20 protein-coding genes and 1 pseudogene are annotated in these 21,925 nt (G+C 62.8%); 11 read left to right on the plus strand and 10 right to left on the minus strand.

Annotation, left to right across the window (positions count from 1 at the left end):
- Positions 1 to 78: 78 nt before the first annotated feature.
- Complete coding sequence (locus G7025_RS13390; RefSeq protein ID WP_181079673.1) at positions 79 to 3,162, minus strand: efflux RND transporter permease subunit; 3,084 nt, start codon at positions 3,160 to 3,162, stop codon at positions 79 to 81.
- A gap of 2 nt (positions 3,163 to 3,164) precedes the next feature.
- Complete coding sequence (locus tag G7025_RS13395) at positions 3,165 to 4,268, minus strand: efflux RND transporter periplasmic adaptor subunit (RefSeq protein WP_181079674.1); 1,104 nt, start codon at positions 4,266 to 4,268, stop codon at positions 3,165 to 3,167.
- A gap of 99 nt (positions 4,269 to 4,367) precedes the next feature.
- On the opposite strand from G7025_RS13395, the gene G7025_RS13400 reads away from it, so the two are divergent.
- The 6 genes from G7025_RS13400 to G7025_RS13425 all read left to right on the plus strand — a co-directional run bounded on the left by G7025_RS13400 (position 4,368) and on the right by G7025_RS13425 (position 10,089).
- Complete coding sequence (locus tag G7025_RS13400) at positions 4,368 to 5,573, plus strand: multidrug effflux MFS transporter (RefSeq protein ID WP_181079675.1); 1,206 nt, start codon at positions 4,368 to 4,370, stop codon at positions 5,571 to 5,573.
- A gap of 76 nt (positions 5,574 to 5,649) precedes the next feature.
- Complete coding sequence (locus G7025_RS13405; protein WP_181079676.1) at positions 5,650 to 6,510, plus strand: pirin family protein; 861 nt, start codon at positions 5,650 to 5,652, stop codon at positions 6,508 to 6,510.
- A gap of 165 nt (positions 6,511 to 6,675) precedes the next feature.
- Positions 6,676 to 8,121: a mechanosensitive ion channel family protein gene (locus tag G7025_RS13410; protein WP_181079677.1), complete on the plus strand. Its 1,446-nt coding sequence runs from the start codon at positions 6,676 to 6,678 to the stop codon at positions 8,119 to 8,121.
- A 171-nt stretch (positions 8,122 to 8,292) separates the two neighbouring features.
- Positions 8,293 to 8,811: a sigma-70 family RNA polymerase sigma factor gene (locus G7025_RS13415; protein WP_181079678.1), complete on the plus strand. Its 519-nt coding sequence runs from the start codon at positions 8,293 to 8,295 to the stop codon at positions 8,809 to 8,811.
- Positions 8,808 to 9,734, plus strand: coding sequence for a FecR domain-containing protein (locus G7025_RS13420; RefSeq protein ID WP_181079679.1), 927 nt, complete (start codon positions 8,808 to 8,810; stop codon positions 9,732 to 9,734). The genes G7025_RS13415 and G7025_RS13420 overlap by 4 nt, the downstream gene beginning before the upstream one ends.
- Before the next feature lie 139 nt (positions 9,735 to 9,873).
- Positions 9,874 to 10,089: a TOBE domain-containing protein gene (locus G7025_RS13425; protein WP_003173733.1), complete on the plus strand. Its 216-nt coding sequence runs from the start codon at positions 9,874 to 9,876 to the stop codon at positions 10,087 to 10,089.
- A 41-nt stretch (positions 10,090 to 10,130) separates the two neighbouring features.
- Here G7025_RS13425 and G7025_RS13430 read toward each other — a convergent pair whose 3' ends face one another.
- Positions 10,131 to 11,276 (minus strand): MalY/PatB family protein, encoded by a 1,146-nt coding sequence (locus tag G7025_RS13430; protein WP_181079680.1) that lies wholly within the window; start codon positions 11,274 to 11,276, stop codon positions 10,131 to 10,133.
- A 205-nt stretch (positions 11,277 to 11,481) separates the two neighbouring features.
- Here G7025_RS13430 and ggt point away from each other — a divergent pair, with 205 nt between their 5' ends.
- A complete protein-coding gene (gene ggt, locus G7025_RS13435; RefSeq protein ID WP_181079681.1) occupies positions 11,482 to 13,206 on the plus strand; it encodes a gamma-glutamyltransferase in 1,725 nt (574 codons plus the stop codon).
- A gap of 32 nt (positions 13,207 to 13,238) precedes the next feature.
- On the opposite strand, the gene G7025_RS13440 is transcribed toward ggt, so the two are convergent.
- From G7025_RS13440 to G7025_RS27100, 4 genes and pseudogenes are all read right to left on the minus strand, one after another.
- Positions 13,239 to 13,769 carry an AAA family ATPase gene (locus G7025_RS13440; protein ID WP_181079682.1) on the minus strand — a complete coding sequence of 177 codons (531 nt, stop codon included), beginning with the start codon at positions 13,767 to 13,769 and terminating at the stop codon, positions 13,239 to 13,241.
- A complete protein-coding gene (gene pnuC, locus G7025_RS13445) occupies positions 13,766 to 14,329 on the minus strand; it encodes a nicotinamide riboside transporter PnuC (protein WP_181079683.1) in 564 nt (187 codons plus the stop codon). The genes G7025_RS13440 and pnuC overlap by 4 nt, the downstream gene beginning before the upstream one ends.
- 112 nt (positions 14,330 to 14,441) lie before the next feature.
- Complete coding sequence (locus tag G7025_RS27095) at positions 14,442 to 15,176, minus strand: methyl-accepting chemotaxis protein (protein WP_370694773.1); 735 nt, start codon at positions 15,174 to 15,176, stop codon at positions 14,442 to 14,444.
- A gap of 120 nt (positions 15,177 to 15,296) precedes the next feature.
- Positions 15,297 to 16,076, minus strand: a pseudogene (locus G7025_RS27100) (cache domain-containing protein); the annotation flags it as partial.
- Between the two features lie 229 nt (positions 16,077 to 16,305).
- Between G7025_RS27100 and G7025_RS13455 the strand changes: the two are divergent.
- Positions 16,306 to 17,136 (plus strand): undecaprenyl-diphosphate phosphatase, encoded by an 831-nt coding sequence (locus G7025_RS13455; protein ID WP_181079685.1) that lies wholly within the window; start codon positions 16,306 to 16,308, stop codon positions 17,134 to 17,136.
- The gene (locus tag G7025_RS13460) at positions 17,133 to 17,516 is read left to right on the plus strand and encodes a DUF1294 domain-containing protein (protein WP_181079686.1); all 384 of its coding nucleotides are present in this window, start codon (positions 17,133 to 17,135) and stop codon (positions 17,514 to 17,516) included. The genes G7025_RS13455 and G7025_RS13460 overlap by 4 nt, the downstream gene beginning before the upstream one ends.
- Here G7025_RS13460 and G7025_RS13465 read toward each other — a convergent pair.
- Positions 17,505 to 17,861: an MmcQ/YjbR family DNA-binding protein gene (locus tag G7025_RS13465; RefSeq protein WP_181079687.1), complete on the minus strand. Its 357-nt coding sequence runs from the start codon at positions 17,859 to 17,861 to the stop codon at positions 17,505 to 17,507. The genes G7025_RS13460 and G7025_RS13465 overlap by 12 nt on opposite strands.
- Positions 17,858 to 18,766 (minus strand): LysR substrate-binding domain-containing protein, encoded by a 909-nt coding sequence (locus G7025_RS13470; protein WP_181079688.1) that lies wholly within the window; start codon positions 18,764 to 18,766, stop codon positions 17,858 to 17,860. Before G7025_RS13470 ends, G7025_RS13465 begins: the two co-directional genes overlap by 4 nt.
- Before the next feature lie 124 nt (positions 18,767 to 18,890).
- Here G7025_RS13470 and G7025_RS13475 point away from each other — a divergent pair, with 124 nt between their 5' ends.
- Complete coding sequence (locus G7025_RS13475; RefSeq protein WP_181079689.1) at positions 18,891 to 19,502, plus strand: FMN-dependent NADH-azoreductase; 612 nt, start codon at positions 18,891 to 18,893, stop codon at positions 19,500 to 19,502.
- A 208-nt stretch (positions 19,503 to 19,710) separates the two neighbouring features.
- The gene (locus G7025_RS13480) at positions 19,711 to 20,748 is read left to right on the plus strand and encodes an alpha/beta hydrolase family protein (protein ID WP_181079690.1); all 1,038 of its coding nucleotides are present in this window, start codon (positions 19,711 to 19,713) and stop codon (positions 20,746 to 20,748) included.
- Here G7025_RS13480 and G7025_RS13485 read toward each other — a convergent pair.
- Positions 20,742 to 21,917 carry an MFS transporter gene (locus G7025_RS13485; RefSeq protein WP_181079691.1) on the minus strand — a complete coding sequence of 392 codons (1,176 nt, stop codon included), beginning with the start codon at positions 21,915 to 21,917 and terminating at the stop codon, positions 20,742 to 20,744. The genes G7025_RS13480 and G7025_RS13485 overlap by 7 nt on opposite strands.
- Positions 21,918 to 21,925 lie beyond the last annotated feature (8 nt).

Raw genomic sequence — 21,925 nt, forward strand, 5'->3', positions numbered from 1 at the left:
ACATACCATCTGCAATCCCTCGCACTGTGTGATCAGGCGAGGGACTTTGCAGCGGTTCTTAGTGCAGAGGAGTAGAGCTTATCCGGCGGTTATGTGGGACGTTTCGACAACCTTGGTCTTCTCCCGCCCCAGCACCAGGCTGCACAGCGCCGGCAGAAACAGCAGCGTCAACACGGTGCCCACCAGCACCCCGCCGATCAGCACGTAGGCCAGGGAAGACCAGAACACCGAGAGCGTCAGCGGGATAAACGCCAGCGCCGCTGCAAGCGCGGTCAGCACCACCGGCCGGGCGCGGCGTACGGTGGCTTCGATGATCGCCTCGCGGATGGCCATGCCGTGGTCCTGGTTCTGGCGGATCTGGTCGGTGAAGATCAGGGTGTTGCGCATCAGTATCCCGCCGATGCCGATCAGCCCGAGGATGGCGTTGAACCCAAACGGCTGGTTGAACAGCAGCAAAGTCGGCACCGCGCCAATCAAGCCCAGCGGCGCGGTGGCGAAAACCATGAGCATCACGCCGAACGAGCGGACCTGAAACATGATCACCGTGAGCGTCAGCAGGATCATGATCGGGAAGAGCGCGGCCAGGGCTACGTTGGCCTTGGCGCTTTCTTCCACCGGGCCGCCGATTTCGATGCGATAGCCCGTGGGCAACTGGGCGATCAGCGGTTGCAGGTCTTTGTACACGGCCATTTCCACGTCCGGCGGTTGGACGCCGTCGACGATGTCGGCGCGCACTTCCACGGTATTGGCGCGGTTGCGGCGCTTGAGGATCGGGTCCTCCATCACTGCCTGCAAGTGCCCCACCTGGGCCAGCGGCACCGCCGTGCCGGCGCTGTTGGTCAGGGTCATATTGTTGAGGTTGCCGAGGTTTTCTCGCTGGCTGCCCTGGGCACGGGCCACCACCGACACGGTGCGGTTGCCCTCGCGCACTTCGGTGATCGGGTTACCGCTGAGCAGCGCGTTGAGCTGGGACTTGACCTCGTCAGGCGTAAAGCCCAGCAGGCGCAGGCGATCCTGGTCCAGGACCAGGCGATAACCGCTGGTGCGCTCGCCCCAATCAAGGAACGCGTCGTGGGTCAGCCGGTTGGCGGCGACGACGTTGCGCACATCTTCGGCTACGCCGCGCAGCACATCCGCATCCGGGCCGGACACGCGAAACACCACCGGGAACGGTACGGGAGGGCCGAACAGCAATTGGGTGACGCGCACCCGCGCCGCCGGGAATTCGCCGGCGGCAATACGCTCGCGCATGCGCAGTTTCAACGCGTCGCGTGCGTGGGAGTCGGGGGTTTGCACGATCAGTTTGGCGAACGCCGGGTCGGGCATTTCCGGGTTCAATGACAGAAAGAACCGAGGCGCGCCGCCGCCCACATAAGTGTCGACCATGCGGGTCTGCGGCTCCTGCAACAACGCTTTTTCCAATTGCGCGGCGACCGCCTCGGTGCTTTTAAAGGCGCTGCCCGGCGGCATGTACACCTCCAGGATCAACTCGGAACGGTCGGAGTTGGGGAAAAATTGTTTTTTCACCACGGCCATGCCCAGCACGCACAGTACAAAGGCCGCGACCACCAGCCCGGTGACCAGCCAGCGCCGGCGCACGCAGGTCTCGACCAGACTGCGCAGCCTCTGGTAATAGCGGCCGGCGTAGATGGCGTCATGGCCGCCGGGCACCGGTTTGATCGCCGGCAGCAGTTTCACCCCCAGATAGGGCGTGAACACCACTGCCACCAGCCATGAAGCGATCAGGGCGAAGCCGACGATCCAGAAGATATTGCCGGCATATTCCCCGGCGCCGGAACGCGCAAACCCCACCGGCAGGAAACCGATGATGGTCACCAGCGTGCCGGTCAGCATCGGCGCCGCCGTGGAGCTCCAGGCGAAGGTGGCGGCGTGGATGCGGTCAAAGCCTTCTTCAAGTTTGACCACCATCATCTCGATGGCAATGATTGCGTCGTCCACCAGCAAACCCAGGGAGATAATCAGTGCGCCGAGGGTAATGCGGTCGAATTCGCGCCCGGTGACCAGCATGATCACGAAAACAATCGACAGTGTCAGCGGTACCGCCGCCGCCACCACCAGCCCGACGCGAAAACCCAGGGCCAGCAGGCTGATGACCATCACCACCGCCAGCGCGACGAAGAATTTGAGCATGAACTCGTTCACCGCCAGGCTGATGTTTTTTGCCTGGTCGGACACCTTGGCAAAATTCACGCCCTGGGGCAGGTCGGCCTGGATCCGCGCTTCCTCGGCCTGCAGGCTTTTATCCAACTCCAGGCCGTTCCATTTTTTCTGCATGATGACGCCCAGCATCAGCGCCGGGTCGCCCTGATGACGGATGCGGTAGCTGGGTGGGTCTTCGTAGCCACGGCTGACGCTGGCCACGTCGGCGATGCGCAGCACGCGGCCATTGGCGACCAGCGGCACGTTTTCGATCAGCGAAAGGCTGTCGAAGGCGCCGTCGATGCGGATATACGCACGGGCGCCGGCGGTCTCGACAAAACCCGACGGCGCCACCGCGTTCTGCGCGGCGAGGGCGGCAAAGATCTGCGCCGGCGTGATACCCAGGGTTGCCAAGCGCTCGTAGGAAAACTCCACAAAGATCCGCTGCGCCTGTTCACCGAGGATATTGACCTTCTTCACCCCCGGCACGGTAAGCAGATTCTGGCGCAGGTCCTCGGCCATCTGTACCTGCTGGCGGTGGGGCAGGTGCTCGGCTTCCAGGGCGTACAGCGCAAAGTACACGTCTGAATATTCGTCATTGAAGAACGGCCCGATCACGCCATTGGGCAGGCGAGTGGCTTCGTCGCTGAGCTTTTTGCGCGTCTGGTAAAACAAATCCTGGATTTCACCGGGCCGTGTGGATTCCAGGAATGTCATGCGCATCGACACGAAACCCGGCTGAGCGATGGTCTCGACGCGGTCGTAGTAGTCCAGTTCCTGCAGGCGTTTTTCCAGACGATCAGCGACTTGTTCCTGCATTTCCCGGGCGGTGGCGCCGGGCCAGGCGGCGGTGATGGTCATCACCTTCACGGTGAATGACGGGTCTTCGGCGCGCCCCAGTTTGCCGAAGGAGAAGACGCCTGCCGCGAGGATCGCCAGGATAAGAAACAGCGTGACGGCGCGGTGCTTGACCGCCAGTTCGGAGAGGTTGATGCCGCGCATGTTCAGTTGTCCTGTTTACGGTTGAGAGCCAGCGCCTGGGCGGGCAGCAGGCGCACGGTGTCGCCGCTGTGCAATAAGTGCGCGCCTAACGCAACGACCACCTGGCCCGGACTGACGCCGCCGGCGAGCAAAGCGTCTTCCTGGCCGAGGCTGGCCACGGTGACCGGGGCGAAGCTGAGGCGGTTGTCGGCACCGATCACCCACACGCCGGTGCCATGCCCGGCGTCGTACAGCGCGCCGATGGGGACGCGGGTCTGCTGGGTCTGACCGTTACCTTGCAGGCGCACGGTGATGGTCGAGCCGAGGGCGAAGCGCTCGACGGCGCTCTGCAGCACATAGCGGGCGCGGTAGGTGCGGGTGGTGGGATCGGCACTGGCGGACAGCTCACGCAGGGTAGCGGTCACGGTCTGGTCCGGTGCGCCGAACGGGAAGGCCAGGGCTTTCTGCGCGGCCAGCTCGCGGTTGTTTTCCGGCAGGTTGACAACGGCTTCACGCGCGCCGTCATGGGCCAGCCGCACCACGATCTGGCCTTCGGCGACGACCTGGCCGCGGTCTGCACGCACGTCGGTGATGATGCCGTCGCCGTCGGCCTTGAGCACCGAGTAGGCGCGACGGTTTTCGATCTGGCTGGCGTCGGATTGCGCCGCTGCCAGTTCGGCTTCGGCAACGCGCAGGTTGGTCGCCGACTGATCGAAGATCTGCCGCGACACGGCCCCGGTGCTGGCCAGGCGCTGGTAGCGGTTGGCATCGTCACGGCGCTGGCGCAATTGGGCCTGGGCGGCGTTGACACGGTTTTTTGCCGAACGCAGGGCCAGTTCGAAGTCGCCCACATCCAGTACCAGCAAGGTATCGCCACGGGACACGTGCTGGCCTGGATCGACCTTGCGCTCGATCACCTTGCCGCCAACGCGAAAGCCCAGGTCGCTCTCGGTGCGAGCGGCGACCACGCCGGTGTAGGCGCTTTGCTGGGTGCCGGCGGCTTCGACCTTGGCGGCGAGCACCGGGCGCACAGGCGCGGCGGTGGGGGTGTCGGCCTGGCTGTTGCAGCCGCTGAGAACGGTCAGCAGCGCCAGGGGTGTCAGCAGACGCATGGGGAGAAGGGGCATGGCGGGCTCCGGAGTAACCAATGGGCAAAAAATTATGGACATAATTTTTTGCTCATATTATGGTCGAAATATAAATTAATCCAGCCCCGGATACCTCCTATGACAGACGCCCCGGTCCCATCGCGCAGCCTGCTGTTTTTACTGGTGGCCCTCACGGCGTTGGGGGAAGTCTCGACCCAATTGATCATTCCCGGATTGGGCGCGATCGAGCATGCGCTGGTGGCGCCGCCGGGCTCGGCGTTGATGGCACTGTCGGCGTTTGTCGCGGCGTTTGGCCTGGGGCAGTTGATATTCGGGCCGTTGTCGGACCGTGTCGGCCGGCGTCCGGTTTTGCTTGGCGGCCTGGCGCTGTATGGGTTGGCGACCCTGTCGATGTTGCTGGTCAACGACATCCAGCAGTTCATTGCCGCCCGCGTCATGCAAGGCCTGGGTGCCTGCGCGGCGTTGGTGCTGGCGCGCACGGTGGTGCGGGACGTGTGGAAGGCCGAGGCGGGGCCGACACTGGCGCTGACCATGATCGGCATGCTCTACGCGATCGTGGTGGCGCCGATGGTCGGTGGGCTGCTGATCAACTATGTGGGCTGGCGCGCACCGATCCTGTTCGCGGCGGTGATGGGCAGCGTCGTGTGGCTGCTGGCGCTGCTGTTTTTCCGCGAGAGCAATCACGCCCTGGACCCCAGGGCCGGCCACTGGCGCACCCTTGGCGGGCAATACCTGAATCTGCTCAAAGACCGACCCTACCGGGCCTACGCGGTGGCACTGGCGTGCACCTACGGCGCGATGTTTGCGGTAATCGCCGGTTCGTCGGCGGTGTTTATCAATCTGCTGGGTTTCAGCAGTCTGGCGTACGGCATCAATTTCGGCCTGATCGTGTCGATGTTGATCGTCGGCTCCACCTATACCCGACGCAATATCATGCGCCTGGGGCCCCAGCGCATTGTGACCAGGGGCGTGACGCTGGTGGCGCTGGGTGGGGTGTCGGCGCTGGTGATCTATCAAGTGTTCGGCTTGTCGGTGCTGGGACTGGATATTCCGATAGCCCTCGCCACCCTCGGCGGCGGTCTGGTGCTGCCGGGCGCGGTCACCGGCGCGGTGATGCCCAATGCTCACCGCGCCGGCCTGGCAGCAGGGCTGATGGGGTTTGCGCAGATGTTCGGAGCGACCTGCAGCGGCCTGTTGTTGAGCCACCTGCACGACGGCAGCGCGACGCCGATGATCATGATCCAGGCCGGTTCTGCGATCCTGGCGGGGTTGGGGTTTTACCTGCTGCGCGCGCGTCTGCCGGCGGAACTGTCCTATACATAGGACAATCCAGGCCAGGTTTGCCGTCTAGTGCTAATGTGCCGTCGGCCGTATGGTGTACCCACTTTGGAGGTACATCATGAAAAAATTAATCGGCATCTACACCAGCCCTCGCGGCCACTGGGTGGGCGATGGCTTTCCGGTGCGTACGCTGTTTTCCTACGACTCGATGGGCAAGCACATCAGCCCATTCCTGCTGCTGGACCACGCCGGCCCGGCGCAATTCACCCCGACCGAACAGCGTCGCGGTGTCGGCCAGCACCCCCATCGCGGCTTTGAAACCGTGACCATTGTTTACGACGGTGAAGTCGAGCACCGCGATTCCACCGGAGCCGGCGGCACTATCGGCCCAGGTGATGTGCAATGGATGACGGCGGCCAAGGGCATCCTGCATGAGGAGTTTCATTCCCCAGCGTTTGCTCGCCGCGGCGGTGCGCTGGAGATGGTGCAGCTGTGGGTCAACCTGCCGGCCAAGGACAAAATGGCCGAGGCGGGTTACCAAACCATCGTCGACGCCGATATCCCGGTGCTGCCTCTGGCCAACGACGCCGGGCAACTGCGTTTGATCGCCGGTGAGTTCGCCGGTGCCAAGGGGCCTGCACGCACGTTTACAGCCATTGATGTGTGGGATCTGCGGCTCAATCCCGGCAAACCGGTGACCCTGGACCTGCATGCCGGGCGTAACACTGCCCTGGTGATCCTGCGCGGAACACTGTTGATCAATGGCGAGGAAGTCGCGCGCCAAGGGCAATTGGCGTTGTTCGAGCGTGATGGGCACCAATTAACCTTGGAGTCCAATGACGACGCCAAGGTATTGCTGCTCAGCGGCGAGCCGATCGATGAGCCCATCGTGGGGCATGGACCGTTTGTGATGAACACCGAGCAGGAGATTCATCAGGCCTTTGCGGATTTTCAATCCGGCAAGTTCGGGCGGATGTGAGCGGCCCCTTTTTTGTGGTGAATGAACCGGCCTTGTGCGAGGCAAGCTCGTTCACCACCGATGCGGTTTTTTTGCGCAGAACACCGAGGGGGCGTCACGACACAATTTGTTTCCGATAGGCTCATTTCATGCGATCTTCCCGTCATTCGCCCTGGAGTCGCCTGGATGCCCTCGTTTATCGCTGACCACCCGATGCTGTGCGCTTTGGCGCTGATCCTGATTGACATCGCCGTGTGGCGCCTTATTTCTCCCAACCTGGCCAACTGGAAGTTGGCGGCGCGCTTGGTCATTTTTGCGGTGTTCAGCGCCGTGCTGTTCAACGACGGCATGAACCCTATGCAGTTGGCCCCCTATGCCGATGACACGGCGCTGCATCTGGCTGCCACGGCGTTGCAGATCGGCTGGTGGCTGTTCGCGGCGCGCACGCTCACCGTGCTGCTGGGCGCGTTGATGATGCAGCGGGTCGGTCATACCGGGCGGTTGTTGCAGGATTTGATGGGGGCGGTGATTTTCCTCATCGCAATTATCGCCGCCATGGCCTATGTGCTCGATCTGCCGGTCAAAGGCGTGCTCGCCACGTCCGGCGCGGTGGCGATCATTGTCGGCCTGGCGCTGCAAAGCACTTTGAGCGACGTGTTTTCCGGGATCGTGCTCAACACCACCAAGCCCTACCAGCTGGATGACTGGATCTCCATCGACGGCACCGAAGGTCGCGTCACCGATATCGACTGGCGCGCCACTCGGCTGCAAACTTCCCAGGGCAGCATGGCGGTGATCCCCAATTCCCTGGCGGCCAAGGCCAAGATCATCAATTTCTCGCGCCCGGCGGATATGTTCGGGCTGGCGGTCAGCCTGCAGGTCAGCCCCCATGCGCGCCCGCAAACGGTGATCGAAGCGTTGGAGCGCGCCATGCAGGGCTGTCGTCCGCTGCTGGCCAAGCCGGCGCCCAGCGTGGCGTTCAAAACGTCCGCCAGTGGCGGGGTGGAATACGAGATCAGCGGGTTCGTGCCGGCGATGCCGCTCAAACGTGAGGTGCGCAATCAGCTGTATGACCTGGCTTTCCGCCACCTGCAGGCGGCGGGCGTGAGTCTGTTGTCGGCCTCCGAAAGCGCGGCCCCGGTGGTGACTTCCCGCGCACGGGCGCTGTTGGACAGCTCGACGATTTTTTCCACCCTGCGCCAGGAAGAAAAGGAAACCTTCAGCCAGAACATGACCCTGAGCACCTACCGCGCCGGCGAGATGATCCTGCCGGCGGGCGAGGTCAGCGACCATTTGTTTATTGTCGAGTCCGGCGTGGTGTCGGTGATGCTCACCAAGGGCGGGCACAAGTTCGAGGCCGGGCGCATGGGTCCGGGCGAGGTGATCGGCGAGGCGGGCATCCTGTCCGACGAGGCAACCCTGGCGGATTTCACCGCCAAAACCTTCTGCACCCTGTACCGCATCGAGAAGGAATACCTGACCCCATGTCTGGATGCCCGACACGATATCGGCGACGCGATGAAAACCCTGCTGGATTTCCGCGTACACGCCGCCCAGGCCCTGACCCAGGAAGCGCCGGTGGTGCCGGTAAAAAAAGGCTTTTTGCAGTGGTTGCGCAAGCGCGGCTTCTAATGAAACCGCAGCGAGTTGCCTGAATGCGCAAAACCGGACCGGTTATCTCGCACGTAAAACCCGTGGCAAGCTTTTACAGAAGCATGTAGGAAAAGTTCGTGGTATAGCGGCGCGATATTAAATAGAATGAATCTCATTTGAGACTCACTCGCGCCGCGCAGGTTGCTTGCCATGAATGATGCCGTTGTCCCTACGCACGCCCCCGAACCGACGCTGTCGAGCTTGTACCGTGACCACCGCAGTTGGCTGGAAAACTGGCTGCGCCGGCGGCTGGGCAACGCCTGGGATGCGGCGGACCTGAGCCAGGATACATTTCTGCGGGTGTTGGCCAGTGCCCAGCCGATTGCGCAGGTGCACGAACCACGCGCGTACCTGGTAACGGTAGGCAAGCGTTTGCTGGTCAATTTCCATCAGCGGCGCAGCCTCGAACAGGCCTACCTGAATGCCCTGTCCACCTTGCCCGAAGCCAGCGTGCCGTCGCCCGAACAGCGCTGGCTGCTGCTGGAAACCCTGCAGGCGCTGGATGAACTGCTCGACGGTTTGCCGGTGCTCGTGCGCCGTGCCTTTCTGTGGAGTCAATTGGAAGGCCTGGGTTATCGCGAGATCGCCGAACGCCTTGATGTGTCCGAGCGCACCGTCAAACGCTACATGGCCCAGGCCTACGAACATTGTCTGCTGGTGGCGCTGTGAGCCGAGACGTAGCGCGCGCGGCGGCGCAGTGGCTGGCGTTGCTGGAGTCCGGCGCGGCCACCGAGCGCGATCATGCCGCGCTGCAACATTGGCGCGACAGCCATCCCCAGCACGAGCAGACCTGGCAAAAAGCCCAGACCTTGCGCCAGCGCTTCAGTAACTTGCCCCCGGCCCTGGCGATGGCCAGCCTTGACCGCCCGCAGCCAGGGCGGCGCGCGGTGCTCAAGCGTGCGTTGGGAGTGGCCGCCCTGGTGCCCACGGCGTGGCTGATCAGCCGTCAGTTGCCTCTCGAAGCCTGGCGCGCCGATGTGCGCACCGCCACCGGCGAACGCCAACGCCTGCCATTGGCTGATGGCGCCAGCCTGCAACTCAATACCGCCACGGCAGTGGATGTAGACCTGGCACAGCGACACGTCACCCTGGTTGACGGCGAGCTGGCGCTGAACGTGCCTGGTGCGGCTGCAATGACGGTTTACACCCGTTACGGGCAACTGCGGGTCAGCCAGGCCGACGTCTGCGTGCGGCAACTGGCCGCCGGCTGCCGCGTCTCGGTGCTCAAAGGCGCGGTGCAGGTGCGTGATGCGAACGGGCAGGTGTCCACGCTGCGGGGTGGCCAGCAAGCGCCATTGAATGCCACCGGTCTGGGCGCATCGCTGCCGTTCGACGTATTGCAACTGGGCTGGCGCGACGGCGTGCTGACCGCGCAGAACCAAGCCCTGGGAGATTTTTTACGCGAACTTGAACGCTACCGTCCCGGCGTGCTGCGCTGGGACCCCAGCCTTGAAACGCTGCGCGTTACCGGGAGTTTTCGGTTGGACGACACTGACAGCGTCCTGGGTTTGCTGGCCTCGACCTTGGGTTTTGAGGTCCACGCGCGCACGCGCTATTGGGTAACGCTGACAGCTGCCGGGGCAAACGCGTAAGCCTTGATACCTGGAAGGCGTATATTTCCTAAAGGAATAAATAAATAGTTATTTATTCCTTTTAATATATCAAGGCGTGGCGCATGTTGGGGCCCTGCGCATTCGTGCGGATTACCCAACAGCCATCAGGAAAGCCGACATGACCATCAAAGCGATCAACGTGCGCAACCAGTTCAAGGGTGTGATCAAGGAAATCCTGCTAGGGGAGGTGGTGTCGGAAATCGACGTGCAGACCGCGTCCGGTATTGTCACCTCGGTCATCACCACCCGCTCGGTGCGCGACCTGGAATTGAAAGTGGGCAGTGAAGTGATTGCCTTTGTGAAGTCCACCGAAGTGTCCATCGCCAAACTCTAGACGGCCCGACCGTGGGAGCGGCGCTCCCCACGGTTCGTTTCTCAGCGTTCGCGCAGCGCCCGCTCCATGCGTTGCAGGCCTTCTTCCAGCATCGCCCGTGGGCAGCCGAAATTCAGGCGCACGAATTGTTGGCTGTCATCACCAAACTCAATGCCTGCGCTCAAACCGACCTTGGCCTGTTCCAGGAAGAATTGCTGCGGATCTTCCAGGCCCAGAGCGCTGCAATCCAGCCAGGCCAGGAAGGTACCTTGCGGCGCATGCATCACCACGCCGGGTAAGCGGCTGCGCACCGCCGTCATCAGATAGTCGCGGTTGGCCTGCAGGTACGCGAGCAGCGCGTCGAGCCACTCGCCGCATTGGCTGTAAGCGGCGCGGGTCGCTTCCAGGCCCAAGGGGCTGACGCTGTCGACCATGCCGCAGCGCGCGTTGTTGAAACGCTCGCGGATCTCGGCGTTCTGGATCACCGCAAAGCAGGTTTTCAGGCCCGCGACGTTATAGGCCTTGCTCGCCGACATCAGCGTAATCGTGCGCTGTGCGATGGCCGGGCTCAAGCTGGCGGTAGGGATGTGGCGGCGGCCATCGAAGCACAGTTCGGCGTGGATTTCGTCGCTGATGATCAATGCACCGTTGTCCAGGCAGGCGTTCGCCACGGCCAGCAGTTCTTCGCGTGGGAATACTTTGCCGATGGGGTTGTGCGGGTTGCTCAGCAGCAGCGCTCCCGCGCCATTCAGTGCCTGACGCATCGCGGGCAACGGGGTCAGGTATTCACCGTTTTCGAATGCAAACGGCACTTCGATGCGTGGCAGGTTCCAGTGGCCCGGCGCCAGACGAATCGGCCGGTAGTTGGGGGTTTGCAACACCACCGGTTGGCCGGGCTGCACAAAGGCGTGCAGCGCCATATTGAAGCCAGGTTCGACGCCGGGCAGGAACAGCAGTTCTTCGGGCAGCACGCGCCAGGCGTACTTGGCCCACAAGTCGTCGACGATGGCCTGGCGCACCTGCGGGCCGGCCACGCTGTAGCCGAGGATCTGCTGGTCGAGACGCTCGCGCAGGGCTTGCAGCACCGCCGGCGGCGCGGCGATGTCCATGTCGGCGATCCACATCGGCAACACGTCTTCCGGGTAACGGCTCCACTTGGTGCTGCCGGTGCCGAGGCGGGAGTGGATCGTGTCGAAATCAAAGCTCATGGGCGGCTCGTCTCAAAGGGCAGGGGAGCTGATTCTAACGGGATAACCGCCAGATGCCAGCAGCGGGGCCGCGCTTTGCAAGATGCAGGCATATTGATGGCTTCGTCCCGTGACCGACAAGTTCTGTAATAAAAACGCCATTGCGCTGGGGCTGGGATCTGAGTCGGGCTATTTTGGTGCATCTCAATCACCCGAGTAGCCATGGATGAAATACCAACCCTTCAGCCGCACATTGATTGCCACTGCACTGGTGTTGACGGTCAGCGGCGTGCACGCCGCGTCCCAGGCCCCGGTGGCCGGTGAAAACGGCATGGTGGTCACGGCCCAGCATCTGGCCACCCACGTGGGCGTGGATGTGCTTAAAGCCGGCGGTAACGCAGTGGATGCGGCGGTGGCCGTGGGCTATGCGCTGGCGGTGGTGTACCCGGCCGCCGGCAACCTGGGCGGCGGCGGTTTCATGACCGTGCAACTGGCCGACGGCCGCAAGACCTTCCTCGATTTCCGCGAGAAAGCGCCGCTGGCGGCCACCGCCGATATGTACCTGGACAAGGACGGCAATGTCGTGGAGGGCCTGAGCGCCAAAGGCCATTTGGCGGTCGGCGTGCCTGGTACGGTCTCCGGCATGGAGTTGGCCTTGAGCAAATATGGCACCCTCAAGCGTGCCCAGGTCATTGCCCCGGCGATCAAACTGGCGGAAAACGGCTTCGCCCTGGAGCAAGGCGATATCGACCTGCTGCACACCGCCACCGGAGAGTTCGCAAAAGACAAAGACCTGCGCGGGATCTTCCTGCATAACGGCCAGCCGCTGCAGGTCGGCCAGAAACTGGTGCAGAAAGACCTGGCCAGGACCCTCAAGGAAATCTCCGCCAAAGGCAACGACGGTTTCTATAAAGGCTGGGTCGCCAAGGCATTGGTGGATTCCAGCCAGGCCGGCAAGGGCATCATTACCCAGGCCGACCTGGACAAGTACAAGACCCGCGAACTGGCGCCCATCGAATGCGACTATCGCGGCTACCACGTGGTCTCGGCGCCGCCACCCAGCTCCGGTGGGGTGGTGATCTGCCAGATCATGAACATCCTCGAAGGCTACCCGATGGCCGACCTGGGCTACCACTCGGCCCAGGGCCTGCACTACCAGATCGAAGCGATGCGTCACGCCTACGTGGACCGCAACAGCTACCTGGGCGATCCGGATTTTGTACAAAACCCCATCGACCATCTGCTGGACAAGGACTACGCCGCCAAGCTGCGCGCCGCCATCGAGCCGCAAAAGGCTGGCGACTCCCAGGCGATCAAGCCCGGTGTGGCGCCCCATGAAGGCAATAACACCACCCACTATTCCATCGTCGACAAGTGGGGCAATGCGGTTTCGGTCACTTACACCCTTAACGACTGGTTCGGTGCCGGCGTGATGGCAAGCAAGACCGGTGTCATTCTCAATGACGAAATGGACGATTTCACCGTCAAGGTCGGCGTGCCGAACATGTACGGTCTGGTGCAGGGCGAAGCCAATGCGATCGCACCGGGCAAGGCGCCGCTGTCATCCATGAGCCCGACCATCGTGACCAAGGATGGCAAGGCCGTGATGGTGGTGGGCACGCCGGGCGGCAGCCGCATCATCACCGCGACGTTGCTGACGATCCTCAACGTGATCGACTACAAAATGAATATCCAGGAAGCGGTGGACGCGCCGCGCTTCCACCAACAGTGGATGCCCGAGACGACCAACCTGGAGACGTTTGCGGTGAGCCCGGATACCCAGAAAATCCTCGAGAGCTGGGGCCATAAGTTCGCAGGTCCGCAGGACGCCAACCACTTGGCGGCGATCCTGGTGGGCGCGCCTTCGCTGGGCGGCAAGCCGGTGGGCAACAACCGGTTCTATGGGGCCAATGACCCGCGTCGTAATACCGGTTTGTCCTTGGGCTACTGATCCACGCCCAGCCTCTGTCGGCGTGTTCGCTGTTACAGAGGCTGGTTGAGCAGTTTTCCCACCGCCGCGAACGCCGCTTGCCGGCGTTCCTCCCAATCGCCGCCGATCACCACGGTGGGCTGTTGATGCTGGTGCAGCCAGTCCAGGCCCGCCTGGAAAAACGCCTGGCGGTCCGCCAGGCAAGGCTGGCAGCGCTGGCCGTCGGCGGTCCATTCCACATCGTCGGGCGACAGCAACAGATGCAGGTCGTAGTGACGGGCCAGCAGCTCATCTTCAAGCCAGGCGGGACAGTCGCCGAACAAGGTCTGGCTCCATAGCCGGTTGGTCAGCAGGTGGGTGTCGAGGATCAGCAGGTCCGGGCGCTCGGCGCGGGCGGCGTCTTCCCAGGCCAATTGGCCGCGGGCAATGGCCGGGATGTCTGCCAGGCAGGTATCGCGTTGGTGATGGTCAATGAAATACCGCACGTACTCGCCGACCATCAACCCGCCGAACTGCGCCTGCAATTGGGCCGCCAGCCAGCTTTTGCCGCTGGATTCCGGGCCGGCCAATACCACCACTTTCATGTGCGCAACGCCGGGTCGGCGCGCCACTCGCGCCAGCCTTGCACGGCGATCACGGTGAACAGCGCATACAGCGCGGCAATGAGGTGCATGCCTTTGTAGAGGAACAGCCCGACAAAGATCACATCCACGCAAATCCACAACGGCCAGCATTGCACGCGTTTCTGCGCCATCCATACCTGCGCCACCAGGCTGAAACCGGTGAGCGCGGCGTCGAGCCAGGGTTGCGCGGCGTCGGTCCAGTGCGCCATTGCCGCGCCGAGCAACAGGCTGCCGACTGCGCCCAGCGCCAGGCTGGCCAGGACGGCCGGCACGCCCAGGCGAGTCACCAGGCGGCCTTGCTTGACTTCGCCGGCGCGGGTCCATTGCCACCAGCCATACACTTGCAGCGCGGCGTAGACCACCTGCAGCAGCATGTCGGAATACAGCTTCACCTCGTAGAACAGCCAGGTGGAGAGCAGCACCATCACCAGCCCGATGGGCCAGCACCAGGGGTTCTGCTTGACCGTCAGCCAGACGGCGATCACCCCCAGCGCAAAGGCGAATAGTTCAAGCCCGGACATGGCGGTTCCTTGGGAGAGTAAAAGAGGCGGGGATTGTAACCAGAGGGAGGGAATCTACAAAACACTCAGAGGCCGCCGGGGAGGGCGCGCGTCCCTCCCGCAGCGGGTAGCGCTAGACCTTGAACTGACGCAGCAGCCCGTCGAGTTGTTCACTCAGACCGCGCAATTGCGCACTGGCCACACTCGACTGTTCCGCCGCCAGGGCGGTGCTATGGGACAGACTGGCTGCCTGGGTGACGTTCTGGTTGATGTCCTCCACGACATGGGATTGTTGCAAGGTCGCACTGGCGATAGATGCATTAAGACCATTGAGGTTGCGCAGCGCCTGGCCGATCGCGTTCAGGCTTTCACCCGCCAGACCGGCCTGTTCGATGGTCAGTTGCGAGGCGCTGTGGCTGTCGCTGATGACCTTCACCGCCGCTTCGGAATGACCTTGCAGGCGTTCGATCATCACCTGGATCTCGGCGGTGGATTTTTGTGTGCGCTGGGCCAGCAGGCGCACTTCATCGGCCACCACGGCGAAGCCACGGCCTTGCTCGCCGGCGCGCGCGGCTTCAATCGCGGCGTTGAGCGCCAGCAGGTTAGTCTGGTCGGCAATGGAGCGGATCACTTCCAATACGCCGCCGATCTGCGTGCTTTCACTGGACAAGGTGCGGATCACGTCCACGGCCTGGCTGATGGTGGTGGAGAGCTGATCGATGCGTTGCAGGCTGCCATCGATATTGACCTGGCCCTGCTGCGCCTGGGCCTGGGCGTCGCGCATTTCGCTGGCGGCGTGTTCGGCATTCTTGGCCACGTCCTGCACGCCATAGGTGACTTCATTGATGGCGGTGGCCACCAGTTCCATCTGCTGGGACTGCTGCTGGCTGCGGTCATGGGCCTGGCTGGCGTTATTGCCCAACTCCTGGGACGACTGGCCCAAGGCATTGGCGCACGCCTGCAACTGGCTGACCACCTGGCGCAGCTTGGCGGTAAAGCTGTTGAAGTGCTGGGACAGTTGAGTGACTTCGTCGCGCCCGTGGGTGTCGAGGCTGCGGGTCAGGTCGCTTTCGCCGCTGGCGATATTGCCCATGGCGTTCACCGCAGCCTGCAACGGCTGCACGATGCTGCGGGCGATCAGTGTCACCAGCAGGGCCATGACCAGCGCGATCACCAGGCCGATCATCGAGGCTTTCCACACCTGCCCGTTGAACTCGGCCTGCACGTCGTCCACATACACACCGGAGCCGATAATCCAGCCCCAGGGTTCGAACAATTGGATATACGAAGTCTTGGCCACCGGCGCTTCGGCCCCAGGCTTGGGCCAACGATAGTTGACGATACCGGCGCCCTTGGCCTTGGCCAGGGCCACGAATTCGTTGAACACGGCAAAACCGTCGGGGTCGCGGATGGCCGAGAGGTTCTGGCCGTCGAGCTTGGGGTTGGCCGGGTGCATCACCATCACGGGCGTGAGGTCGTTGATCCAGAAATAGTCGTCGTGGTCGTAGCGCAGCCCCCGCACGGCGCTGAGGGCCTGTTTCTGCGCGGCTTCGCGGGTCATCGCGCCGGTGGTTTCCAGGCCGTGATAAAACGCCAGGATCCCACTGGCGGTCTGTACCACGTGCTGGGTCTGCAGGCGCTTGGCCTGGTAAAGGTCGTCATGAATCTGCTTGAGCATCAGCAAACCCAAAGCCAACAGCATCAGCACGGCGACTATCAGGATCAGCCAAAGCCGCCGGCTGATCGACATATTGCGCAAACTGTTCATCGTCCTGTCACTCCGGCTTTTTTATAATTGTGGCGTTTCATCGACTTTTACGCCTTGTCTGATAGGCTTTCGGCCTGAAATCGAAAAACCTGAGTACTGCCTGATTTTTCACAGAATTTTTGCAGACCGGCATTGACCATGGTCAACGCCGGGCCTTCAGCGCGCTCGTCGTCAGTGAACCATTAAAAGACTAACCGGGCATGCGCCAAGCATGACCTTTGGGGGAAGCATGGATTTTTGGACCGCCATACAGGCACTTATTCTGGGCGTCGTCGAGGGGCTCACCGAGTTCCTGCCGATCTCCAGCACCGGCCACCAGATCATCGTGGCCGATTTGCTGGATTTCACCGGCGACCGTTTCAACGCTTTCAATATCATCATCCAGCTGGGCGCCATTCTCGCGGTGGTGTGGGAGTTTCGCGGCAAGATTTTCGATGTGGTTACCGGCCTTCCAACCCAACCCAAGGCCCGGCGTTTCACCGCCAACCTGCTGATCGCGTTTTTGCCGGCGGTGGTGCTGGGGGTGATTTTCGCCGATGCCATTCACCATTACCTGTTCAACCCGATCACTGTCGCCGCCGCGTTGGTAGTGGGTGGTTTGATCATGCTGTGGGCCGAGCGCCGCCAGCATGAAGTGCACGCCGAAACAGTGGATGACATCACCTGGAAGGATGCACTGAAGGTGGGGTTTGCCCAGTGCCTGGCGATGATTCCCGGCACCTCGCGCTCCGGCGCAACCATTATCGGCGGCCTGTTGTTCGGCCTGTCGCGCAAGACCGCCACCGAGTTTTCGTTCTTCCTGGCCATGCCGACCATGGTGGGCGCGGCGGTGTACTCGGGCTACAAGTACCGCGACCTGTTCCAGCCGGCTGACCTGCCGGTGTTCGCCATCGGCTTCGTCACCTCATTCATTTTCGCGATGATCGCGGTCAAGGGCCTGCTCAAGTTCATTGCCAGCCATAGCTACGCGGTGTTCGCCTGGTACCGGATCGCGTTCGGCCTGCTGATCCTGGCGACCTGGCAGTTCGGCTGGATCGACTGGGCGGCCGCCAAGGCATGACGATCCAGCATCCCCGCCTCAAGGCGCTGGTCTTTGTACTGCTGTGCGCGGCGCCGCTGCTGGGCGCGGGCCTGCTGTGGTATCGCGGCGAGACCGTGTTGCCGCTGGTGGCGTATGGCGTGGTCAGCGTGGTGGCGTTTTTCTTGTACTGGAGCGATAAACTCAAAGCCCGCACCGACAGCTGGCGCACCCCCGAAAACGTCCTGCACGCCGTCGAGCTGGCGGGCGGCTGGCCTGGCGCGTTAATCGCTCAGCAAGTGTTCCGGCACAAGACGCGTAAGGTGTCTTACCAGGTGCTGTTCTGGGTGATTGTGCTGCTGCACCAGGTGTTCTGGCTCGATCAGCTGTTCCTGGGCGGTACCCTGGGCTCAATCCTCTAGCTTCAACCCGATCTGCGTGCGCTTGGGCAACCTGCTGACCACCAGTTGGTGAGAGCGTTGCAACAGGCCGCGCAGTTCATCGTCGCCCAGCGGGTAGGGCGTATTCATGATGATCCAGTGGGCGCGCGCCAGGTACGGCGCGGGATGAATACCCGGACGGTCGACATGGCCGAGAAACAGGTCCTGGTCCACCTTGAATGCCAGCGAGTCGCCGCGCAGGTTCTGCAGGGCGAACATCTTGTTGCCGGCAATCGAAAACACCCGCACGCCACCCCATTTGTAATCTTCCCGCGCGCCGGGCAGGCCCAGGCAGAAATGTGCGACTTGTGTTTCAGTCAGGCTCATAACAGGCGATCTCCACAGCTTTTGAAACCTTCTTCCAGGTAGTCGATCCACGCGCGAATCGCCGGCAGCACGCCACGTCGGTGCGGGTACACCGCCTGCAGCCAGCCCCCCGGCAGTGACCACTCCGGCAGCAATTGCACCAGCCGGCCACTGGCCAGCTCCTCTTCGCAGTACATCATGGGCAACACAGTAAAGCCCACGCCCATAATCGCGCTGGCCTTGCGCACGACAAAATCATCAATGCCCAGGCGCGCCTCCATCACCAGGTCGTGAGCGTTGCCCTGGGGGTCAAGCAGGCGTTGATGCACCATGCGGTCGGCCTCCAGCGCGCCGAGGATCGGCAGTTGCTTGAGGTCGTCAAGGGTGGTGATCGACCGACCGTGCAGGAAGCTCGGGCTGGCCACCAGCGCTGTCTGTGCGGCGCGCAGGCGCTTGGTCACCAGCAGTGGGTCTTCATCGCCCAGTTCGCGCACACGCAGGGCCACATCAATGCCTTCGGCGACCAGGTCGACGCGGCGGTTAACCAGGGTCATCTCCAGTTGCACCTGGGGGTGAGCGGCGAGAAAGCCCGCCACCAGGTCCGGCAGGATGTGCTGCGCCAACCCCACCGGGCAACTGACGCGCAGGCGCCCCCGAGGCTGGCTGGACATGCTGGCCACGGCCTCGTCGGCCGCCTCCGCTTCCAGCAGCATCGCCTGGCAGTGGCGCAGGTAACGTTCGCCGACGGCGGTGAGGGTCAGTTGCCGCGTAGTGCGTTGCAGCAGGCGTGCGCCGAGGCGCTCTTCCAGCTCGGCGATGCGCCGCGACAGGCGCGACTTGGGAATGCCCAGCAACCGCCCGGCTGCGGCAAAGCCGCCGGCTTCGACGACTTTGGCGAAGTAGTAAAGATCGTTCAGGTCTTGCATGCGTGGCCTATTGTCCTGTCAGTGGGACAAACTATCGCATTTCAGGCGTCTTATCGGCTATTGGTTTGATGCGTAGCCTTAGCACCATCTGATCGACATTCCTGATCTCATTTGGAGCATGGCCATGAAACTGTTGCATATCGATTCCAGCATTCTGGGTGACAACTCGGCTTCCCGTGCGCTCAGCGCCGCCGTGGTGCGTGCGTGGCAAGCCGCCGAGCCAGGCGTGCAGGTGACTTACCGCGACCTGGCCAGCGAGGGCATCAACCATTTTTCCGGCGCCACCCTGGGTGCCTTGGGCACCGCCGAGGAACTGCGCGACGCCGCGCAAAAGCACGAGGCCGAGCTGAGCGCTTCGTCGCTGGCTGAATTCCTCGCCGCCGACGCGCTGGTGATCGGCGCGCCGATGTACAACTTCACCATCCCGAGCCAGCTCAAGGCCTGGATCGACCGCATCGCGGTGGCCGGTCAGACCTTCCGCTACACCGAAGCCGGCCCTGAAGGCCTGTGCGGCGACAAGAAAGTCATCATCGTCTCCACGGCCGGTGGCCTGCACGCCGGACAAACCTCTGGCGCAGCCCATGAAGGCTACCTGCGGCTGGTACTGGGCTTCCTTGGCATCACCGACATCGAGTTCGTACGCGCCGAAGGCCTGGCCTACGGTGACGAAGTGCGCAGCAAAGCCCTGAGCGACGCCAACGTACTCATCAACGAACAATTGTTCGCCGCCGCGTAAGGCTTGTGTAAATTTCGCCTCGCCTCGGTTTCAATCCGAAACCGGGCGCCTAAACTCTGTATTCTGCTCGCCTGAACGCGACCGGAGTACGGAGTTTTTTCGTTTGCCCGCTGTCATTAAAATGTGGCCCGGCTTGTGCAAGCGTGGGTTCAATGCCTGGACTTTTATTCGACATGTCGGTTCTCACGCAGCAAAGGTGGACATCCCCATGATGCGTCTTTGTGCTGTTATGGTTCTTTCCCTGCTCGGCGGCCTGGTTTCAGTGCAGGCCGCGCCCGCACCGCACCCCCATTGGAGTGTGGGTTTTCATCGCATGAGTTTTCTCGACCCGCTCGACCTGCAGCCGATGAAGGCCATCGCGTTCTACCCCTCCACCGGTCTGGAGCACAGTACCCAGGTCGGTGCGTACCATGTCGCCGCTACCGAAGACTCCAAAATCGCCATCGGACGTTTCCCGATGCTGATGCTGTCCCACGGCAATACCGGTACGCCGCTGGCGCTGCATGACCTGGCGACGTCCCTGGCACGCAAAGGCTTTGTGGTGGTGGCGGTTTTGCACCCCGGCGACAACTATAAGGATCACAGCCGCCTGGGCACCGTGAGCAACCTGTATGGGCGTCCGATTCAGATTTCCGAAGCGATCACCGCCACATTGAGCGACCCGATGCTGTCACCGTTCGTGGATGTCGACCAGGTCGGTGTGATCGGTTACTCGGCCGGCGGCGAGACCGCATTGATCCTGGCCGGGGCCAAGCCGGATTTCGACCGCCTGCGCCGCTATTGCCAGGAGCGCCCCGAAGACCGCGACGCCTGCACCACCAAGGGCGAGCTGGTGGTGGACCGCGACGATCTGCAGCCCCAGGCCGACCCTCGCATCCACGCATTAATGCTGATGGCGCCCCTGAGCCTGATGTTCGGTCGTCATACCCTGGCGGACGTGCATGTGCCGGTGCTGCTCTACAGTGGCGACGGCGACAAACTGGTGGCGGTGGACAAGAATGCCGCGGCGCTGGCACGCAAGCTGCCGGAACCGCCGGATTTCAAATTGCTGGCCGGGGCCGGGCACTTCGTCTTCATGGCCCCGTGCGACAGCGATCAGTTGGCGGCCATGCCTGCGGTGTGCACCGATGCCGACGGGGTTGACCGTGAAGGCATTCATCGCGACCTGATTTCCGAGGCCGGGCGGTTTTTCAGTCATACCCTCAGCGAGCCCAGCCGTGCGGGCTTGCAGACCGCGGATCAGTAAGCGCGTCGCTTGAGCAGCACGCTCAGGCCCAGCGCCGCCACCGACAGCAGCGCCGCGCAGAAGAAGATCCAGCCGTAGCCCAGGTTCAGCGCGACAAAGCCCATCAGTGGCCCGGCAATCGCCAGGGCCAGGTCGAAGAACACCGCATAGGCACTCAAGCCGGCGCCGCGACTGCTGTTGGGCACTTGTTTGATCGCCTCCACACCCAGCGCCGGGTACACCAGCGACAAGCCCAGCCCGGTCAGCCCGGCGCCGATCAGCGCCACGCCGGTGCTGGGCGCCAACCACAGCAGGGTCAGCCCGAGGGTCTCGATGCTCATGCACGCAATCGCCGCGCGAAAGCCGCCGAAACGGCTGATGGCTGAGATAAACAGCAGCCGCGCGAGAATAAAGCACACCCCGAACACCGTCAGGCAATACGCCGCGCCGACCCAGCCGCGATTGAGGTAGTACAAGGTGATAAAGGTGGTGAGGGTGCCGTAGCCGATGGAGGCCAGGCACAAGCTGGTGCCGAACGGGGCGATACGCCCGAACACCGCCCAGAACGGCAGACGTTCGCCGCGTACCACCGGCACCGATGGCTTGTTGCGGATCAGCACCAGGCCCAACGCCGCCAGCACCGTGAGTGCCAACCCCAAGCTGTTGTAGCTGTACTCGGCGACCATCACCACGCCCAGCGGTGCGCCAACGGCGATGGCGCCATATGAGGCGATGCCGTTCCAGGAGATCGAACGCGCCGTATGCTCGACGCCAACCTGGCCCATGCACCAACTGATGGTGCCCACGCCGATCAGCCCCTGGGCCACGCCCAGCAACAGCCGTGCGATGATCAGAATGCCCAGGCTCCAGCTGGGCAGGCTTTCCAGCAGCGTCGCGAAAAATGTCAGCACGCCACTGACCAGAATGCCGGACAGCCCCATCACAATCGCGCGCTTGGTGCCGACGTTGTCCGACATGCGCCCGGCCATGGGACGGCTGAGCAAGGTCGCCAAGTACTGCGAGCCGATGGTCAACCCGGCGACCACTGCGCTGAAACCCAGTTGCTCGTGCACATAGCCCGGGATGACTGCGATCGGCAGGCCGATGCAGATAAAGGCGATAAAGGTGTAGAACACGATGGAGACGATCTGCAAGGTGATCGACAGGGAGGAGGGGGCGGTGTTGGGCATGGGCACTC

This window comes from Pseudomonas lurida (assembly GCF_013522705.1).
In the GTDB taxonomy this organism is placed as follows: domain Bacteria; phylum Pseudomonadota; class Gammaproteobacteria; order Pseudomonadales; family Pseudomonadaceae; genus Aquipseudomonas; species Aquipseudomonas quebecensis.

What these genes read in the sequence shown, in the direction of transcription:
- G7025_RS13390 (WP_181079673.1), bottom strand. Translation starts at nt 3,162, where the DNA reads ATGCGCGGCATCAACCTCTCCGAACTGGCGGTCAAGCACCGCGCCGTC.
- G7025_RS13395 (WP_181079674.1), bottom strand. Translation starts at nt 4,268, where the DNA reads ATGCCCCTTCTCCCCATGCGTCTGCTGACACCCCTGGCGCTGCTGACC.
- G7025_RS13400 (WP_181079675.1), top strand. Translation starts at nt 4,368, where the DNA reads ATGACAGACGCCCCGGTCCCATCGCGCAGCCTGCTGTTTTTACTGGTG.
- G7025_RS13405 (WP_181079676.1), top strand. Translation starts at nt 5,650, where the DNA reads ATGAAAAAATTAATCGGCATCTACACCAGCCCTCGCGGCCACTGGGTG.
- G7025_RS13410 (WP_181079677.1), top strand. Translation starts at nt 6,676, where the DNA reads ATGCCCTCGTTTATCGCTGACCACCCGATGCTGTGCGCTTTGGCGCTG.
- G7025_RS13415 (WP_181079678.1), top strand. Translation starts at nt 8,293, where the DNA reads ATGAATGATGCCGTTGTCCCTACGCACGCCCCCGAACCGACGCTGTCG.
- G7025_RS13425 (WP_003173733.1), top strand. Translation starts at nt 9,874, where the DNA reads ATGACCATCAAAGCGATCAACGTGCGCAACCAGTTCAAGGGTGTGATC.
- G7025_RS13430 (WP_181079680.1), bottom strand. Translation starts at nt 11,276, where the DNA reads ATGAGCTTTGATTTCGACACGATCCACTCCCGCCTCGGCACCGGCAGC.
- ggt (WP_181079681.1), top strand. Translation starts at nt 11,482, where the DNA reads ATGAAATACCAACCCTTCAGCCGCACATTGATTGCCACTGCACTGGTG.
- G7025_RS13440 (WP_181079682.1), bottom strand. Translation starts at nt 13,769, where the DNA reads ATGAAAGTGGTGGTATTGGCCGGCCCGGAATCCAGCGGCAAAAGCTGG.
- pnuC (WP_181079683.1), bottom strand. Translation starts at nt 14,329, where the DNA reads ATGTCCGGGCTTGAACTATTCGCCTTTGCGCTGGGGGTGATCGCCGTC.
- G7025_RS27095 (WP_370694773.1), bottom strand. Translation starts at nt 15,176, where the DNA reads ATGGAACTGGTGGCCACCGCCATCAATGAAGTCACCTATGGCGTGCAG.
- G7025_RS13455 (WP_181079685.1), top strand. Translation starts at nt 16,306, where the DNA reads ATGGATTTTTGGACCGCCATACAGGCACTTATTCTGGGCGTCGTCGAG.
- G7025_RS13460 (WP_181079686.1), top strand. Translation starts at nt 17,133, where the DNA reads ATGACGATCCAGCATCCCCGCCTCAAGGCGCTGGTCTTTGTACTGCTG.
- G7025_RS13465 (WP_181079687.1), bottom strand. Translation starts at nt 17,861, where the DNA reads ATGAGCCTGACTGAAACACAAGTCGCACATTTCTGCCTGGGCCTGCCC.
- G7025_RS13470 (WP_181079688.1), bottom strand. Translation starts at nt 18,766, where the DNA reads ATGCAAGACCTGAACGATCTTTACTACTTCGCCAAAGTCGTCGAAGCC.
- G7025_RS13475 (WP_181079689.1), top strand. Translation starts at nt 18,891, where the DNA reads ATGAAACTGTTGCATATCGATTCCAGCATTCTGGGTGACAACTCGGCT.
- G7025_RS13480 (WP_181079690.1), top strand. Translation starts at nt 19,711, where the DNA reads ATGATGCGTCTTTGTGCTGTTATGGTTCTTTCCCTGCTCGGCGGCCTG.
- G7025_RS13485 (WP_181079691.1), bottom strand. Translation starts at nt 21,917, where the DNA reads ATGCCCAACACCGCCCCCTCCTCCCTGTCGATCACCTTGCAGATCGTC.